The organism is Romboutsia timonensis (assembly GCF_900106845.1).
Classification (GTDB): Bacteria; Bacillota; Clostridia; order Peptostreptococcales; family Peptostreptococcaceae; genus Romboutsia; species Romboutsia timonensis.
The window spans coordinates 1,725,331-1,742,750 of sequence record NZ_LT629850.1; the positions used below are offsets into that span (position 1 = coordinate 1,725,331).

Below are 17,420 nucleotides of genomic sequence, written 5' to 3' on the forward strand. Positions count from 1 at the left end.
TATAAACAAAAAAAGACACTTATGATATACTTAGTTAACCTACTAAAATCAACAAAAGGAGTACCAAAAATGTCTTTTAATCATATTAACATAAATCAGCTAACAAATCTAGAAGCAAATTACTATTTAGGCGTGAAAGCAAGAGCTTGCGCTCAAAGAATGAAAATTGGAAAAGATAAAGTTTACAGATATTACAAGCTATTTATGCAAGGACTTACTGTTCAAGAAATATATAATCAATACCTAATAAATAAATCTAGATGTGGAAGAAAGCCCATTGTATTAAGCAAAGAAAAATTAGATGATATCAATAATAAGCTAGAAAATGATTGGTCTTTAGATGCTATCGCAGGAAGAGATAAAATAGATGGAAAAGATGAAAAAATATCAACAAAAACATTATACAAATTAGCAAAACAAGGTGTAATAGATATAAATAAGTTGAGACGTAAGGGTAAAAATAACCCGAAGGGTCATAACGAAACAAGAGGTAAAATTAATACATGTAAAACAATTCATGAAAGAGATGAAAAGTATCCTAATGCTAAAACTAGTATAGAATATGGCCATTTTGAGGGAGATACTATTGTAGGAAAAGCTAGAAAATCAGCTATAGTTACTTTAGTAGAAAAGTATTCAAAATATATTGTATTACTTAAAGCAAGTAGAAAGAGTGAGGATGTTAAAGAAGCAATTTGCAAATGGCTATCATCTTTACATAAGTCGTGTATATCTACTATTACATTTGATAGAGGTAAAGAGTTTTCAAAATGGTCAGACATAGAAAAAGATAGTTCAGTTAATATTGAAATCTACTTTGGAGACCCTGGATCACCAGGTCAAAGAGGGCTAAATGAGAATTCAAATGGAATAGTTAGAAAAGATTTACCTAAGTCTACAGATTTATCTGCATATTCTCAAGAAGAATTAAATATGATTGCGTATAAATGGAATTCTATACCTAGAAAATCACTAGACTATAAAACACCAAATGAGGTTATAAAAGAAGCAACTGGATTTGAAAGCTTACTTACATTTGCTTAGTGATTCATAAGTAATTTGTCTGATTTAAATTGACAATTCAGGATAATAATCGTTAAGTGCTGCAAAAAATATATTTTGATTTTTCAGAAAATTATCTCCAGAGTTTCCACTACCTCTATGACAATCACTCATTATAACGAATTTTGAAGAATAGTCATAGGGGATAACTTTTGAATTTTCATAGATATTAGATAAACGTCTATAAGTGTTCATTACTGCTCATCTCCATTTATATAAAATAAATTTAATTTATAATATTTTTGTAGGTTTTATTAATAAACTATATAAAAGATGTTATTAATTTATTATAAATATAATACATTCGTTTTCCTTAAACTCAACACCTTTCTACAATATGTCTTATATTATTATATTTATATACGTAACTTTTTGTTACATTTTTAATTTTTAAGTTGTAAAATATTCATGTGTAGAATAAAACAGTGAAAATTGTAAATCATATTTGTTTTTATTAGTATATTTTTTGCAAATTTTAAAAGTGGGCATAATTATTAACAATCATGACCACTCTTATCTAATATTTATATAAATCTTTTTCTGTCTAATTTAAAAATTATTCCTAGTGCTACATAACATATAGCTATTACTAATACTCCATAGGCCATAGATATTCCTATATTAAATTCTTGCATATTAGTTATAATAGAAATTGAAATAGGTCTATTATAAACACCATAAAGTAATGCTGACATTGTATACTCTCCAATTGTACGAATAAATACAAGTATAGCTCCTGAAATTATTCCTGGCATCATATTTGGAATTATTACATTATAAAATGTTTTTAACTTTCCAGCACCTAAACTCCTTGATGATTCTTCTAAACCTAAATTTATTGATTTCATAGCAACCTCATTAGATGAAAATAATAGAGGTAGAGCATAAATTGTATATGCTATAGGTAAAATATAAAATCCACCTATTAATGATTTATTAAAGGCAAATATACTTTTTTGATTAAATGTATTAATAAGATTTACTGCAATTGCACTTGCTGGCATACTCCAAGGTAGCATTATAATAAATTTAGCTAATCTATTATGTATATTATCATTTTTAGTTACCACGTATGCTACTGGTACTGTAATTATTAATCCTGCTATAACTGCCATTAAAGACATTTTCAAACTATTTAACATAGGCTTAAGTACACGCGATTTTTCAAAAATCATCTGATAGTTTTCAATTGTAAACTCTCTAGGAAATATATCTGTCATAATTGAATGAGTAGTTACAAATGATAAATATACAATAGTTATTATAGGAAGTATAATCATAATAATTTGTATACCAATAATAATCTTACATACAAATGTAAATAGGGTATTTTTTCTGTTGTTAGTTCTAAAACTCTGAGCTTTTAAAGATGCCACTACTCCATATTTTTTACCATAATACTGTAATAACATCATAAATGAAATACCCATTAATAGTAAAATAATTACTTGTACAGATGCTATGTCCATATAATTATTGGCTTTAGATCTAACAATTTGAGTACTTAATACTTTAAATCCTCCACCTATAAGGTTTGGTGCTGAGAAAGAACTAATTCCTGATGCAAATGTTACAATTGTTGATGTTATTACAGCAGGTGTTATAACAGGCCATATTACATCAAAGAAAACTCTTATTTTAGATGCTCCCATCCCTCTTGCTGCTTCAACTGTTGAGTAATCAACATACTTAAGGGCAACATATACATTTAAGTAAAAGTATACATACTGAGTATATGCAACTACAAATAAAATTCCTTTTAATCCACTAAAGCTATAAGGTATTTTTATAAATGGAAATAGCATTTCTATAGCTTTTGTAACTATTCCAGTTTCTCCATATAATTGAATACATGCAATTACTAAAATTACTCCTGGAATCATCATTGGACTCAATAATAAAATATGTATTAATTTTTTATACTTATCACAAATAAAAGTCATATATAAAGCAAGTGCTATTCCCATAACTGAACATACAATAATAGAGCCTAATCCTAAGATAAAAGTATTACTAACTACCCTTATATTATTGCTATTTGAAATATATTCTTTGAAAACATCAAAAGAATATGCACCTTCACTTTGGAAAGCTTGTATAAATGTATTACATATTGGTAAAACAATATATCCTATTAATAACCAAAATAATATACTGTATAAAATAAAAGAAAGTATGTTTTTAATTGTACATTTATAGTTTTTTATTCTTTCTATCATACTACTCACCTTGTAATACTCCTAAGTATCCCATATCCCCTATTTTAAATTTATCACTATTGTTAAGTCTATTAAGTTCAGTTACTTCATATTTTTTACCATTATTACATACTGTGTATTCTATAATTGGTCCTAAGAATTTTTTATTTTCTATTTTTACTTTTATAAATCCACTTTCATTAGTATTCTGTAATAATACCATTTCCTCAGGACGTTTATAAATATAAGGTTTTTCTTCTTTTTCAAGTCCAAAGTTAGCATAGTCCTTTTTTTCAATACAATTAGAAGTACCTACAAAATTTGCTACAAAATCATTTGTTGGATTTTTATAAACTTCCATTGGAGTTCCAATTTGAAGTACTCTGCCTTTATCCATAACTGCTATTTTATCAGAAATAGCTAATGCCTCTTGTTGGTCATGAGTTATAAATAAAGTTGTGATACCTATTTTTTGTTGTATCTCTCTAATTTCTTCTCTCATCTTTACTCTTAAAGCTACATCAAGATTAGACATTGGTTCATCTAATAAAAGCATTGTAGGCTCTGTAGCTAATGCCCTAGCTATTGCTACTCTTTGTTGCTGTCCCCCAGATAACTCATCTATTCTTTTCTTTCTATAATCTTTCATTCCTGCTAACTCTAAGTATTTTTCACATTTTTCTGCTATTACTTTTTTAGGTAGCTTTTTTATCTTTAATCCATAAGCTACATTTTCTTCTACAGTCATATTCGGAAATAGTGCATAATTTTGAAATACTGTTCCCATATTTCTATGCTCTGGTTCTAAATTTGTAATATCTTTATCACCAACATATATACTTCCAGATAAAGGTTTAATAAATCCACCTATTATTCTTAAAATAGTTGTTTTTCCACAACCAGAAGGACCTAGTAAAGTAAAAAACTCACCTTCTTTAATTGAAATATTAACGTCATGTAATACTTGTTCTTTTCCATAATAATGATTAATTTCTTTTAACTCTATATTTTTCATTTTGTATTCCTCTTAATTTAACTAATTATTTATAAATATCTAAATATACACATGATGAATCATCATGTACTTTAAATCTAGGATATTCAACTCCATTATCATCTGATTTTTCAAATTCTCTAACTTTTTTATAAATATAGTCTATACCGTCTGTATTAGCTAAGTTTATTATTTCTTCCTTACTAAATATACCATATCTGTCATATGCACACGAGAAACCATCACTTGTCATCATAATTTTGGTATTATCCTTTATATCAATAAATCCACTTACACAGTTATCAATAGCTTCTTTAGAAAATTCTAATGACCAGTATCCTCCTATAGTATTTTTCTTAAGTCTATTTTCTATTATAATGTGCATTACCTTAGCTTTTCTCTCGTTAAAAGTCATATTTTTAGAGTTTTCTATTTCTGCCATATAGTCATATACTTTTTTATCAAGTTTAGATATTGCATCATCTTTAAAAGTTTCAACTATACCTTTACTATTAACAAGTAAAGTACAATCTCCTAAAATTAGATACTCTATTTTATCTTCATAAAACTTTACTAAAGAACATGCACAAGAAGGAAAATCTAATGATTCTACTTTATTATCACCTATTAATTTGTAATACTCTTTTGTTATTTCATCAATACCATCTTTCATAATTTCTTTTAAACTATCATTTCTCTTCATATTTTCATGAAGATATTTATTCCACCAGTTTACATACCATTTAGCATCACTTTCATTTGAAACTAAATTTTTATTATTTAATCCTGTAGCTCCATCAAGGACCCATGCTCCATAAGGTGATAAACCTATAATATCTTCATTAAAATTTGCACTACCCTTGTTACATAATAATTTATAGTCGTTTATCTTTAATTCCATTTTTATCTCCTTACTTTTATTAATTATATTTTTAATTTTAACTTAATTGTAAGAAATTCGATACTCTCATATCATAATTTCCTTATACGTAAAATAGTGAGGAAAAACTCCTCACTATTTATATATAATATTAAATTATTGTTTTTCTACTTTATTATTATCTATTATATCAGTTTCCCACTTTTCAATCCACTTAGATTGATTTTTTCCTATTACATCCCAATCTACATCCATAGCTTTGTAATCTGTTGCCATCCAAGCTGGAGAATCTTTTAATGCTGAGTCTAATGTTGGTATACGGTTAAAGTCATTAGCTATCATAGCTTGTACCTTAGCACTTCCAACAAAATCTACAAATTTAGCTGCTGCATTTGGATGTGGTGCATTTTTTAAAGCTGCTACACAGTCTGTTATTACTACTGAACCACTTTCTGCATCTACAATTTCTAGAGGCATTTTATTATTTTCTTTATTATCTATTATATCACTTAATACTGCTATAGATATAGCTGCTTCACCCTTACCTATTGCTGAATACATAACACTTCCACTATTGTAGTAATTTTTTATGTTTTTATCTAAATCTGTAAGATACTTCCAAGCTGCATCTTCATTTTTAGTTTTTATATTATTTTCTATTAAAGCACAAACTGTAGAACGCATAGATGAAGATAATGAATCTCTAGTAACTATTAAGTCCTTGTATTCTTCTTTTGTTAAATCGCTCCAATCTTTTGGTGCTTTGTCAGCTGATAATAAGTCCTTGTTATAGAACATCATTACTGGGGTTTTTATAGTTCCATACCAATATCCTTCTGAATCTTTGAAAGATTTATCTAACTCATCTTTCCATTGAGGTTCAGTTTTTTCATATAATCCTTCTTCTTTTAATTGCATATATGTAGATGTATCTCCTCCAAACATTACATCAGCTTGTGGATTATCTTTTTCACTTCTAACACGATCTGCTAGTTCACCTTTTAAGTTTATAAATTCAACATTAATACCTGTTTCTTTTGTAAATTCATCCGATATTGCTTCTAGCATTTCTTCTTTATGTGTAGTGTATACTACTACTGTATCTTCTAATTTTTCATTTTTTGATACATTTTCTTTATTACTACAAGCAACAAGTGATAAGGACATTGCTGCTGTTAATAACGCAACTGTTATTTTCTTTTTCATATTGATTCCTCCATTAATATTGTACTTACCTATTTTAAATATTATTATTTTTATGGTCAACCAGTTAATGCCAATTCATGTTATCATTTTTTTCTATAATTATTTATATTATTATTGTTTTTTTCTATATTAATTTGTTATTTTTAAAATATTTATTCATAAATATTAAATAATCCTTTAACTCTTTTATAGTTTTCCAAAACCTTATTATTTCAATATTTTTATTAATTTATTTTTAGTTTATATAAGTTATATATTTTTTTAAATTTAAAATATTTATTTGGTAATATATCATCTTTGTGAACCTAGCTAAATACAAAGTTTTGTATAGTTTAACTAATTACAGTTAAATAAAGATATAAAACTTGTTGCAAACTAAAATAAAATCTACTACTATCTAATAATATAGAAATTAAATATTAATGTAATAGAGGCGCAATTAAAAAGAGTAGTATTTTGGAGATAGACAAATCTGTGAAAACTTATGAAAGGGTTAATTGCCGAAGCAAATACATGTCAAAGTATTTAGCTGGTACTTAATTTAATAAATTAAGTACTCTCACTTTTTTAAGTGGTGGAGCTATTATAATTTAAACCTAGGATTTTAAAGATCTTTCATGTCTTTTTATTGAACCTCTATTTACATTATAAAAAATAGGGGGTATTTTCATGTCTCAATTTATTAATGCTTTAAATGATTTTATCTGGGGTCCTCCTCTGATAATATTAATGTTAGGCACAGGTTTATATTTTACAATTGGTTCAAAGTTTTTCCAAATTAGGTATTTTAACTATATTATGAAGCAAACTTTAGGTAAAATATTTAAAAAGCAAGATGAAAATAATGCAGAAGGTGTACTTAGTCCACTTGAAGCAGTATCTACTGCAATAGGTGGTTCTGTTGGTTTTGGTAATATTGCTGGTGTTGCAACAGCTATAGCAATGGGTGGACCTGGTGCTACTTTATGGATGTGGATTACTGCCTTTTTAGGTATGATTTTAAAACAAGTTGAAGTAACTTTAGCTGTTTACTATAGAAAAAAAGATGAAAATGGAGATCCTTATGGTGGTCCAACTTACTATATGGAAAGAGGTTTAGGAGAAGAAAGAAATTTTAAATATTGGAAAGTACTTGCAACAGTATTTGGTTTTGGAATATTCTCTACTTTCTTTATAACTGCAAGTAACTATACTATTTCTGAAGTTGTAGCTTCTACATTTAACATTAATCAAATGGTGGCTAGTTTATTAATTGTTATATGTACATACCTAATGATTTGGAAAGGTATGAAATACTTAGGAAAAATATTTACTAAACTTATTCCAATAATGAGCATAAGTTATCTAGTTTTTGGATTAGTAATAATATTTATAAATTATAAAAATATACCACAAAGCTTTATGCTAATATTTAAAGGAGCTTTTACTGGAACTGCTGCTGTTGGTGGATTTGTTGGTGCAACTATTTCCAAGGTAATATCTACAGGTATGGCAAGAAGTGTATATTCTAATGAAGCTGGTTGGGGAACTTCTCCAATGGTTCATGCTTCAAGTCAAACAGTTCATCCTGTTGAGCAAGGTCTATGGGGTTCTTTTGAAGTATTTGTTGATACTTTTATAGTATGTACTATCACTTCTTTAGTTGTAATTGTTACTGGTGAATGGTCTAGTGGTGTTGAAAGTGCTACTTTAACACTTAATGCATTTTCTACAGGCTTAGGTGTATTTGGTACTTACTTCTTAACTATAACTATGTTAGTATTTGGTCTTACAACTTCATCTGGATGGTATGTATATTATGAAGTTGTATTAAGACATTTATGTAATAAAAATATAAAATTAAAAAATACAGTACTTAAAATATTTAAATACTTCTATCCTCTACCTGGGCTAATTATGACTTCATATATACTTTATGTTGGAGATATAAGTATATGGACATTTGTTGATATAACAAGTGGTATACCTACTTTTGTAAACGTATTGGTTTTATTAGTGTTATCTAAGCAATATTTTGTACTGTTAAAAGATTACAAAGCAAGATATTTAGGTGTAGGTAAAGTAGATAAAAATACAAAGTTATTTTATGAGGATATAAAAGGAGAGAAAAATGACGCATATTTATTATAATGGAAAAGTATTCACAGGAGATGAAAATCTTCAACAAGCATTTGTAGTTGAAAATAATAAATTTATATATGTAGGAAATAATGAAGAAGCTCTTAAATATAAAGATGAAAACTCTAAATTAATAAACTTAGATGAAAAGTTTGTATGCCCTGGATTTAATGATTCTCATATGCATGTTTTAGGTTATGGATATTCTTTAAAAATGATAAATTTAGCTAGAAAAACTTCTTCTTTAGAAGAAATGAAAAATGCAATAAAAGAATATATAAACTCTAATAAATTAAGAGAAAATGAGTGGATATGTGGTAGAGGTTGGAACCACGACTACTTTAATGATGTCAATAGATTTCCAACTAAAGATGACTTAGATGAAATTTCAACAGAATATCCAATATGTATAATAAGAGCTTGCGGTCATGTTTGTGTTGTAAACTCAAAAGCACTAGAATTAGCTGGTATAAATAAAAATACCTTACAAATTGAAGGTGGCCAATTTGATATAGATGAAAATAATGAGCCTAATGGTATATTTAGAGAAAATGCTCTTAATTTAATCTATAATAAAATACCAAAGCCAGATAAAGAAGATATAAAAAATATGATATTAAAAGCCTGTGAAAGTCTAAACTCTTACGGGGTTACTTCTGCTCAAACTGATGACTTTATAGTATTTCCAGGAGTTGATTATGAAGTAATAATAAGTGCATACAAAGAACTTGCAAATGAAGGAAAGCTTACTGTAAAAATATATGAACAAGCACAACTTGCACAAAAAGAGGAATTAGAAAGCTTTTTATCTAAAGGATACACTACAGGTGTTGGTAATGATTATTTTAAAATAGGCCCACTTAAATTATTAGGTGATGGATCATTAGGAGCTAGAACTGCTTATTTAAATGAACCTTATTCTGATGATAATAGTACTTTGGGAATATGTACTTATACTCAAGACCAATTTGATGAAATGGTTGAGCTTGCTCACAAAAACAATATGCAAGTAGCTATACATGCCATAGGAGATAAGGCTATGGATATTGTTGTTAACTCTATAGAAAAAGCTTTAGATAAATCTCCAAGAGATAATCATAGACATGGTGTTGTTCATTGTCAGTTAACAACTAGTGATTTACTAAATAGATTTAGAGATTTAAATCTTCATGCTTATGTTCAATCTATATTTTTAGATTATGATATTAATATAGTTGAGGATAGAATTGGAGTTGATAGAGCTAAAACTAGCTATAACTTTAATACTTTATTTAATGAAACTTCTATGAGTAATGGATCTGACTGTCCTGTTGAGTTACCTAATGTACTTAATGGAATTTACTGTGCTGTTACTAGAAAGACTTTAAATGGTAAAGGTCCATTTTTACCTAATCAAGCACTTAGTGTTAAAGATGCAATACTTTCTTTCACAAGAAATGGTGCTTATGCTTCTTTTGAGGAAGATGCAAAGGGTGATATAGCTGTTGGTAAAGCTGCTGATTTTGTATTGTTAAGTGATAATCTTTTAGGTATTGATGTTGATAAAATAAAAGATGTTAAGGTTTTAAATACTTTCTTAGATGGAAGATGTATTTATAGTTTAAATTAATAAAATACCCTGTCGAGTTTTTTGACAGGGTATTTTTGATTTTATTTAATAGCACTTTTTGCAATCTTTCAGTTACTTTTAACCATTTATTTGTTATTTAATGTTCTCTATAATTAAATTATAGTAATTGATAATTAATAAAAGTAGTTGAAAGGTGATATATATGATTAAAGAGATAAATGATACTATAGATTTTATTATGAAAAATGATCCAGCTTCAAAAAGTAAACTTGAGGTACTTCTTTTATATCCTGGATTACATGCAGTGATTGGTCATAAAATTTCTAATTTTTTATATAGGAAAGATCTATTTTTTAGTGCTAGATTAATATCTCAGATGTTTAGATTTTTCACTAATATAGAAATCCATCCTGGTGCTCAAATAAATGGAACTTTATTTATAGACCATGGTGCAGGTATAGTTATTGGTGAAACTGCTATTATAGGAAATGAGGTTACTATTTATCATGGAGTTACTTTAGGTGGTACTGGTAAAGAAACTGGTAAGAGACATCCTACTATTGGAAATGGTGTAGTAATTGGTGCTGGTGCTAAGCTTCTTGGATCTATAGAAATTGGTAATAATGTTAAAATCGGTGCTAATTCTGTAGTTTTAAAAAATATTCCTGATGGATGCACTGTTGTTGGTACCGAGGGTAGAATAGTTAAGAGACCTAATAGCAAAAGTATATTATCTGATTGTTAGATAGTATTAAAAGTATTTAAGGTTAATAAATAGGTAAATAGAATTATTTAATATTACTGGAATTTTTAAGTTCCAGTAATATTTTTGTATATTCATTATTTTTGTATAGTCTATCATTTATGTCCTCCATATTAAGTGTTATGTTTTCATCTAAATATTATATCATTTAATATTTTATTTTCTAAGATAAACTTTATAAGTTATAAATAAGCATATTAACATTATAATGTAAATATAAATTTACTTATTACAAAAAAGGTTGCCTTTACTAGCAACCTTTTTAATGTAATTCTAATTTTATTTCAATTATTTCTTCTTCTGTAAGTTCTGTTAATTCAACTATCATCTGTACTGAAAAGTTATTTTGTAATAATTTTCTAGCCATTTCTATTTTTTCTTGTTTTATTCCTTGTTTTATTCCTGTGTTAATCAAATTGGCTTTTTCATGTAGGGCTCTTTCTCTCTCAAAATATAATTCTTGAGTTACTGGGTCACTACTTAAATATTCTAGCTTTTCTTCTGCCTTTTTTATATCTTTATCCATATTTATAAGCACCTCCAATTCCTCTTGTGATATATCATTTCTTAAAAACATCATCCATCTCTGTAATTTATCTTCTTCTAGATTTTTATTTTCAATCTTTTTGAACTTAGGCATTTCTATAAAATGAAGTTCTAATATATCTGTTAATTTATATTCTGTATTATCATTTTCTCTTAGTGTAAATGTTGTATGATATTTTTCTAGCTCTATATAATTAAAATCTAATATATTTATAGTGATTACTTTATTTAAATTACTATAATCCTCGCCTTTAACAATACTTCTACTATAGATTCTAGACCAATAAAATAAAGTTCTCTTATCCATATTATCTTGATTTGTTAGCTGTACTTCTATATTTATATTAGTTCCATCTGAAGTTTTTGCTAGTACATCTATTATTCCTTTTTTATCTTGTATATTATCTGTAGTTAGCTCTTTTTCATTTATTATTTCTAATTCTACTAATTCTTGAGTTTTATCTTTATTCAAAACAGTATTTATAAATGATTTTAAATTATCTATATTTTCAGATTGTCCAAATAGTTTTTTAAATATAAAATCATTCAGTAGTCTTAGTCTTTGAATTGTATTTCCTCTATTTTGACTAATTTATTATAATACAAATAATTATATACTATATTAAATATATCAACAATTAACTATTTAAATATTATTAATATATACCCTATCTAATGAAATATTAGGTGGGAATTATTTATACTCTTCATCAAAACCTTCATTAAGTCTTTCATTTTCTAGTACAAGTCTCTTAGTTTTTGCTGATATTTTTTTATTTAAATAATCAACCACACAATTACTTATTTTAATATTTTTTATATTATCTTTTTTAGAGTGGCAGTTCTCTATGTTGTGATCTAGGTCGTATGTACGTTCGTTTAGTAGGCATAAATTATTACTATCACTAACATCTGTATCTATGTAACCTAGGTCGTGTCCTAGGCTATGACCTAGGTCAATAATTTGCTATATTCATACACTGATGGTGTGTTGTCAGTGTTTCCTATTTGAACTAATTGTATTATATTTAAGTCTTTGAAGTTTTTTATAAGTCTTTTAGCTTTTCCTATTGATATGTTCAAATCTTTAGAAACAGCGCAATTACTTATGTAGAATTGCCTCCTTGGTAGATTTCCATTCATTTTTTTGTAGTTTACGTTTTTAGTTATGTAATGATTAAATATTATTTTATCTATGTCTTTTATCTTATCAAATTTTAATACTTGTATGTTTATTTTAAAATACCCTACTACTTGTTCCATTTACTCATCCCCTTAATTACAAGAATATACTTTCTATTTTTCCTTTATTTGCAAATATACGTTCTATATTTTTTATAATAATCTATTTTATATTTTTTTGCAATATTTTATATAATATTTTCACTAATATGTTTTAAATTTTTATTTTTAACACTAACTTTATAATTTACTATTGTAACCAATACATATACAAAAATAGAAGATACTATTAAAATTAAGTATCTCCCTTTATTAACCGTTGTAAATTAAAATATATATTGTTTACTTATAATACTACATAAATACTTTTCATAAGAGAAGTAGCTCCTGGTAAATGAGCCATTATATTTTTATTATTATTCGTAGATTTAAGTTTCTTGTTTTCACTGTTTCCAGATATGTATAATCTAATATCATCTGTAGACAATTTTAATTACTGTATAGTATTTATCTTTTTAATACTTCATCTTATCTGGTATAACTCCCCTTACCCCACCTCTAGGATCTTTCATATCTCCAATATATCTTGGAATAAGATGCACATGAACATGCATTACAGTTTGTCCTGCATACTCCCCACAATTTATTACAACATTATATGAATTTGGTGAATACTTTTTATCTAATAATTTTTTACCTTCATCAATAAGTTCAAATATTGCATTTCTTTCTTCTTTTGTTATATCAAAGAAATCTTTAACGTGACGCTTTGGTATAAATAACATATGTCCTTTTCCTACAGGATATTTATCATATATAGCATATGCTAATTCATTTTCTAGTATGTAATCTTTCATTTCACAGAATATACAATTCATTTTGTCCTCCTTGTTCCTACTTAAAATTTATTAGGTGGTATTGTTATTTTAATATGTAGTCGTAATCCATGGCCTATGGGTATATCTTGAATTTTATAATATATCCTCTTCATAACGAAACACTATGTATATATCTTTCTATTAGATCTGTTTATAAGTATATCTACATTTTGGATATGGCTACATCCAAGGAACTTTCCATATACTCCTGTTCTCTCTACTAGCTCACTTTTACATCTTGGGCAAGTTATTTTATTTTCTTCTAATGTATCCTTTATATTTTTTACATGAGTTTTTATATCTTGCCTTATAGTAGACATACTTTCTAACACTTTGTTTAAAGATTCTTTAACTTCTTCAGTTGTTAGTATTTCATTGTTATATGTTTTTATAGTTTCTAATAGTTTTGTTTCATTTATTACTTTTATATTTTCATTTTCTATATCTATCTTTTTTAATGTTGCTTTTTCACCAAACACTATTATTGAATATATTTGTTTATTATTACCTATTAGTGCTTGTAATGCTTTTATATGTCCATAGTTTTGAAGTATTGGATTATAGAATGTATTTCTTGATTTTCCCATTACCTGAGTCCAAGATCTATCCTTTTCACTTCCATATATACTTCCACTAAAGTTTTTATTTTCTATTACAAATATTCCATAGTTAGATATTATAAGGTGATCTATTTGTGAAGTTTTATCTTTATTTGGAATGATTATATCATTTATTACTTTATATTTTTCTCTATCTAATGTATGTAACCTTATTTCTTGTCTAGCTTCCCCTAGTGTACCTTTTATTTCAATTCTTACATCTTTATTTATTGTATTTTTTTCTTCTCCTGAATTGTATAATTAAATCAGACAAATATATAAACAAAAAAAGACACTTATGATATACTTAGTTAACCTACTAAAATCAACAAAAGGAGTACCAAAAATGTCTTTTAATCATATTAACATAAATCAGCTAACAAATCTAGAAGCAAATTACTATTTAGGCGTGAAAGCAAGAGCTTGCGCTCAAAGAATGAAAATTGGAAAAGATAAAGTTTACAGATATTACAAGCTATTTATGCAAGGACTTACTGTTCAAGAAATATATAATCAATACCTAATAAATAAATCTAGATGTGGAAGAAAGCCCATTGTATTAAGCAAAGAAAAATTAGATGATATCAATAATAAGCTAGAAAATGATTGGTCTTTAGATGCTATCGCAGGAAGAGATAAAATAGATGGAAAAGATGAAAAAATATCAACAAAAACATTATACAAATTAGCAAAACAAGGTGTAATAGATATAAATAAGTTGAGACGTAAGGGTAAAAATAACCCGAAGGGTCATAACGAAACAAGAGGTAAAATTAATACATGTAAAACAATTCATGAAAGAGATGAAAAGTATCCTAATGCTAAAACTAGTATAGAATATGGCCATTTTGAGGGAGATACTATTGTAGGAAAAGCTAGAAAATCAGCTATAGTTACTTTAGTAGAAAAGTATTCAAAATATATTGTATTACTTAAAGCAAGTAGAAAGAGTGAGGATGTTAAAGAAGCAATTTGCAAATGGCTATCATCTTTACATAAGTCGTGTATATCTACTATTACATTTGATAGAGGTAAAGAGTTTTCAAAATGGTCAGACATAGAAAAAGATAGTTCAGTTAATATTGAAATCTACTTTGGAGACCCTGGATCACCAGGTCAAAGAGGGCTAAATGAGAATTCAAATGGAATAGTTAGAAAAGATTTACCTAAGTCTACAGATTTATCTGCATATTCTCAAGAAGAATTAAATATGATTGCGTATAAATGGAATTCTATACCTAGAAAATCACTAGACTATAAAACACCAAATGAGGTTATAAAAGAAGCAACTGGATTTGAAAGCTTACTTACATTTGCTTAGTGATTCATAAGTAATTTGTCTGATTTAAATTGACAATTCAGGTCTTTAAAAATTTTTTTAATTATATTTTTTATCATATTTCCCCCTTATTGATATTAATATTAAGTCATTCTTCCCTATATTATTCCATTCTTATTATAATTCCCACTGCTTAATCTGTCTATAATACTAACCTAATATGATCAAACTATACTCTTTCATTTAATCATCATTATAAATAATACATTTGTGAATTTATACTTATATAACTGACTTTAGTGAACTCATCATCAGGTATTATTTCATTAACGAACTGTTTTTTTAATACTCATAAAAAATCTCCTTTACGACATTTGATTATATTTTAATCATTGCCATAAAGGAGATTTTATTTTATCTTAAGCACAAATTAATTTACATTACCTAAAAATCAAGCAGTTTTTATATTTTCTGTGTAATAGTAGCTTCTATCTCATCCTTTAGCTCAAGTAAATCTTTAAAATTTGGAGAAAGTTTCAATCCTAAAACACAATCATCATATGCCTTTAATTTATCAATATTATTATAAAATCTAACTTTTGCCCTATTATAATAATAAGTGCAATTTGCACTATTTATTTCTATGGCTTTACTATAATATTCTATTGATTTATTAAATTTCTCTTTTATATTGAATATCTCACCTAGCTTATTATTTAGTTCATCAGATATATAATGTAATTTTTCTGCTTTTTTATAATATTTAAGTGCTTTTTTTATTCTTTCTTCTTTAATAATTTTATTATCGTTATAATATGTATTTCCAATCCAATAATAATATATTGGATTATTTTTATTTAACTCAATTGCTTGTTTATAGTACTCTCTTGACTTACCATAATTTTCCATTTGATAGTTTATGTGTCCCATAAGTTCATAAGCATAAATAAAATTAGAATTTAGTCTTATGATTTGGTCACATATTTTACTAATAGCATCAAATTTTATTTCAAGATTAATTTTATTATCATGATAATAAGCATTTGCAAGACTACATAAATAATTTATATTGTAAGGTTCAATACTTGATGCTAACTTATAATAATCTCGAGATGTCTCATATTCTCTCTTATGATAATAAATATTGCCTAACTCATTATATACTATTGGATATTTGTCATTTAAACTTAAAGCCTTCTCATAATCTTTTTGGGCATATTCTAAATATACCTCTATACCTAATGTAAAATAAATATCTTTATGTGTATTACCTCTATTTGTATAGAAATAATAATAATCCTTATTTAAATTTATAGCTATATTGTAATCATTTAGTGCATTATATATATATTCTCTATAATCTTCTTTGTTAACTTTAATATTTTGTGCTTCGTTATAATATGCATTTCCCCTGCTATTGTATGCAAAATAATTATTGCTATCTTTTTCTAGAGCTTTGCTGTACTCCTGTATTGCACTTCTATAATTTTTATCATTATAATATTGATTTCCTCTGTTTAAGTATTCATTCGATTCAGCAGTAATATCTAATTTAGTTGTTATTTTATCAATATTCTTACTATAATTATTTACTTTCTTTTTTAATTTTTCTATTGATTTAGCATCTATAAGATATTTAATTCCACTAATTGTAGCTACTGCTGAGGCAATAGCAACTAACAAATTTGCTGTGCCAATAGATTTAACATTTAAAGACTCTATTTCTTCTAAATTTATTTCTTCTAACTTATCTTCTAAATACTCAACTCTTTGTTTTATTTCTTCATATTCTTTAGTAGTTATCTGTGGATTTGCCCATATAACTGAGCTATTTATAACAAATAATAAAAATATCAAGAATATACTAGTTCCTATTCTTTTATGTTTCATCAATATTATGTCCTCCTAGTCATTAATCTTGTATATTTTAACATATTTAAGTGTTAATAGCTATTCATAAAAAATTAGTTTATTTAGATTATATTTTTATATAATTAATGTTCTAACTTTAGTTTAATAATAATAGTCCTCTCTCTTTCAAACTCTAGATCATCACCTTTGCGAATATAAATATAACTCTTCCCCCATCTATCTCTCTATAATTTCTAATAAATAAATTAAGTTTTACTTGTCTATCTTCGCTGT

16 protein-coding genes and 1 riboswitch are annotated in these 17,420 nt (G+C 26.4%); of the genes, 5 read left to right on the plus strand and 11 right to left on the minus strand.

Features of this window, described 5'->3' with window-relative positions:
• Positions 1 to 69: 69 nt before the first annotated feature.
• The gene (locus tag BN7997_RS10810) at positions 70 to 1,044 is read left to right on the plus strand and encodes an IS30 family transposase (protein WP_071119190.1); all 975 of its coding nucleotides are present in this window, start codon (positions 70 to 72) and stop codon (positions 1,042 to 1,044) included.
• Positions 1,045 to 1,068: 24 nt separating this feature from the next.
• Here BN7997_RS10810 and BN7997_RS10815 read toward each other — a convergent pair whose 3' ends face one another.
• The 5 genes from BN7997_RS10815 to BN7997_RS10835 all read right to left on the minus strand — a co-directional run bounded on the left by BN7997_RS10815 (position 1,069) and on the right by BN7997_RS10835 (position 6,340).
• Positions 1,069 to 1,257, minus strand: a complete 189-nt coding sequence (locus tag BN7997_RS10815; protein ID WP_071120793.1) for a hypothetical protein — start codon at positions 1,255 to 1,257, stop codon at positions 1,069 to 1,071.
• Between the two features lie 329 nt (positions 1,258 to 1,586).
• Positions 1,587 to 3,281, minus strand: coding sequence for an ABC transporter permease (locus BN7997_RS10820; protein ID WP_071120794.1), 1,695 nt, complete (start codon positions 3,279 to 3,281; stop codon positions 1,587 to 1,589).
• 1 nt (position 3,282) lies between these two features.
• Positions 3,283 to 4,275: an ABC transporter ATP-binding protein gene (locus tag BN7997_RS10825; RefSeq protein ID WP_071120795.1), complete on the minus strand. Its 993-nt coding sequence runs from the start codon at positions 4,273 to 4,275 to the stop codon at positions 3,283 to 3,285.
• A gap of 25 nt (positions 4,276 to 4,300) precedes the next feature.
• Entirely contained in the window at positions 4,301 to 5,155 is an 855-nt protein-coding gene (locus BN7997_RS10830) for a hypothetical protein (RefSeq protein WP_071120796.1), read from the minus strand.
• A gap of 135 nt (positions 5,156 to 5,290) precedes the next feature.
• On the minus strand, positions 5,291 to 6,340 hold the full coding sequence (locus BN7997_RS10835; RefSeq protein ID WP_071120797.1) for an extracellular solute-binding protein: 1,050 nt from the start codon (positions 6,338 to 6,340) through the stop codon (positions 5,291 to 5,293).
• Positions 6,341 to 6,760: 420 nt separating this feature from the next.
• Positions 6,761 to 6,931, plus strand: a riboswitch (Lysine riboswitch).
• Between the two features lie 78 nt (positions 6,932 to 7,009).
• Between BN7997_RS10835 and BN7997_RS10840 the strand changes: the two genes are divergently transcribed.
• The 3 genes from BN7997_RS10840 to epsC all read left to right on the plus strand — a co-directional run bounded on the left by BN7997_RS10840 (position 7,010) and on the right by epsC (position 10,773).
• Positions 7,010 to 8,470 (plus strand): alanine/glycine:cation symporter family protein, encoded by a 1,461-nt coding sequence (locus BN7997_RS10840; protein WP_071120798.1) that lies wholly within the window; start codon positions 7,010 to 7,012, stop codon positions 8,468 to 8,470.
• Positions 8,451 to 10,067: an amidohydrolase gene (locus BN7997_RS10845; RefSeq protein WP_071120799.1), complete on the plus strand. Its 1,617-nt coding sequence runs from the start codon at positions 8,451 to 8,453 to the stop codon at positions 10,065 to 10,067. The genes BN7997_RS10840 and BN7997_RS10845 overlap by 20 nt, the downstream gene beginning before the upstream one ends.
• A 163-nt stretch (positions 10,068 to 10,230) precedes the next feature.
• Positions 10,231 to 10,773 carry a serine O-acetyltransferase EpsC gene (gene epsC / locus BN7997_RS10850; RefSeq protein WP_071120800.1) on the plus strand — a complete coding sequence of 181 codons (543 nt, stop codon included), beginning with the start codon at positions 10,231 to 10,233 and terminating at the stop codon, positions 10,771 to 10,773.
• Positions 10,774 to 11,053: 280 nt separating this feature from the next.
• On the opposite strand, the gene BN7997_RS10855 is transcribed toward epsC, so the two are convergent.
• The 5 genes from BN7997_RS10855 to BN7997_RS10870 all read right to left on the minus strand — a co-directional run bounded on the left by BN7997_RS10855 (position 11,054) and on the right by BN7997_RS10870 (position 14,227).
• Positions 11,054 to 11,929 (minus strand): Rpn family recombination-promoting nuclease/putative transposase, encoded by an 876-nt coding sequence (locus BN7997_RS10855; protein WP_330385900.1) that lies wholly within the window; start codon positions 11,927 to 11,929, stop codon positions 11,054 to 11,056.
• A 359-nt stretch (positions 11,930 to 12,288) separates the two neighbouring features.
• Complete coding sequence (locus BN7997_RS10860) at positions 12,289 to 12,600, minus strand: hypothetical protein (RefSeq protein ID WP_071120802.1); 312 nt, start codon at positions 12,598 to 12,600, stop codon at positions 12,289 to 12,291.
• A gap of 265 nt (positions 12,601 to 12,865) precedes the next feature.
• Positions 12,866 to 13,006, minus strand: coding sequence for a hypothetical protein (locus BN7997_RS15620; protein WP_154665250.1), 141 nt, complete (start codon positions 13,004 to 13,006; stop codon positions 12,866 to 12,868).
• A gap of 28 nt (positions 13,007 to 13,034) precedes the next feature.
• On the minus strand, positions 13,035 to 13,397 hold the full coding sequence (locus tag BN7997_RS10865) for an HIT family protein (protein ID WP_071120803.1): 363 nt from the start codon (positions 13,395 to 13,397) through the stop codon (positions 13,035 to 13,037).
• A gap of 122 nt (positions 13,398 to 13,519) precedes the next feature.
• The gene (locus tag BN7997_RS10870; RefSeq protein WP_071120804.1) at positions 13,520 to 14,227 is read right to left on the minus strand and encodes an NERD domain-containing protein; all 708 of its coding nucleotides are present in this window, start codon (positions 14,225 to 14,227) and stop codon (positions 13,520 to 13,522) included.
• Positions 14,228 to 14,342: 115 nt separating this feature from the next.
• On the opposite strand from BN7997_RS10870, the gene BN7997_RS10875 reads away from it, so the two are divergent.
• Positions 14,343 to 15,317 (plus strand): IS30 family transposase, encoded by a 975-nt coding sequence (locus tag BN7997_RS10875; protein WP_071119190.1) that lies wholly within the window; start codon positions 14,343 to 14,345, stop codon positions 15,315 to 15,317.
• Between the two features lie 420 nt (positions 15,318 to 15,737).
• Here BN7997_RS10875 and BN7997_RS10880 read toward each other — a convergent pair whose 3' ends face one another.
• Entirely contained in the window at positions 15,738 to 17,165 is a 1,428-nt protein-coding gene (locus tag BN7997_RS10880; RefSeq protein WP_071120805.1) for a tetratricopeptide repeat protein, read from the minus strand.
• Between the last annotated feature and the right edge of the window lie 255 nt (positions 17,166 to 17,420).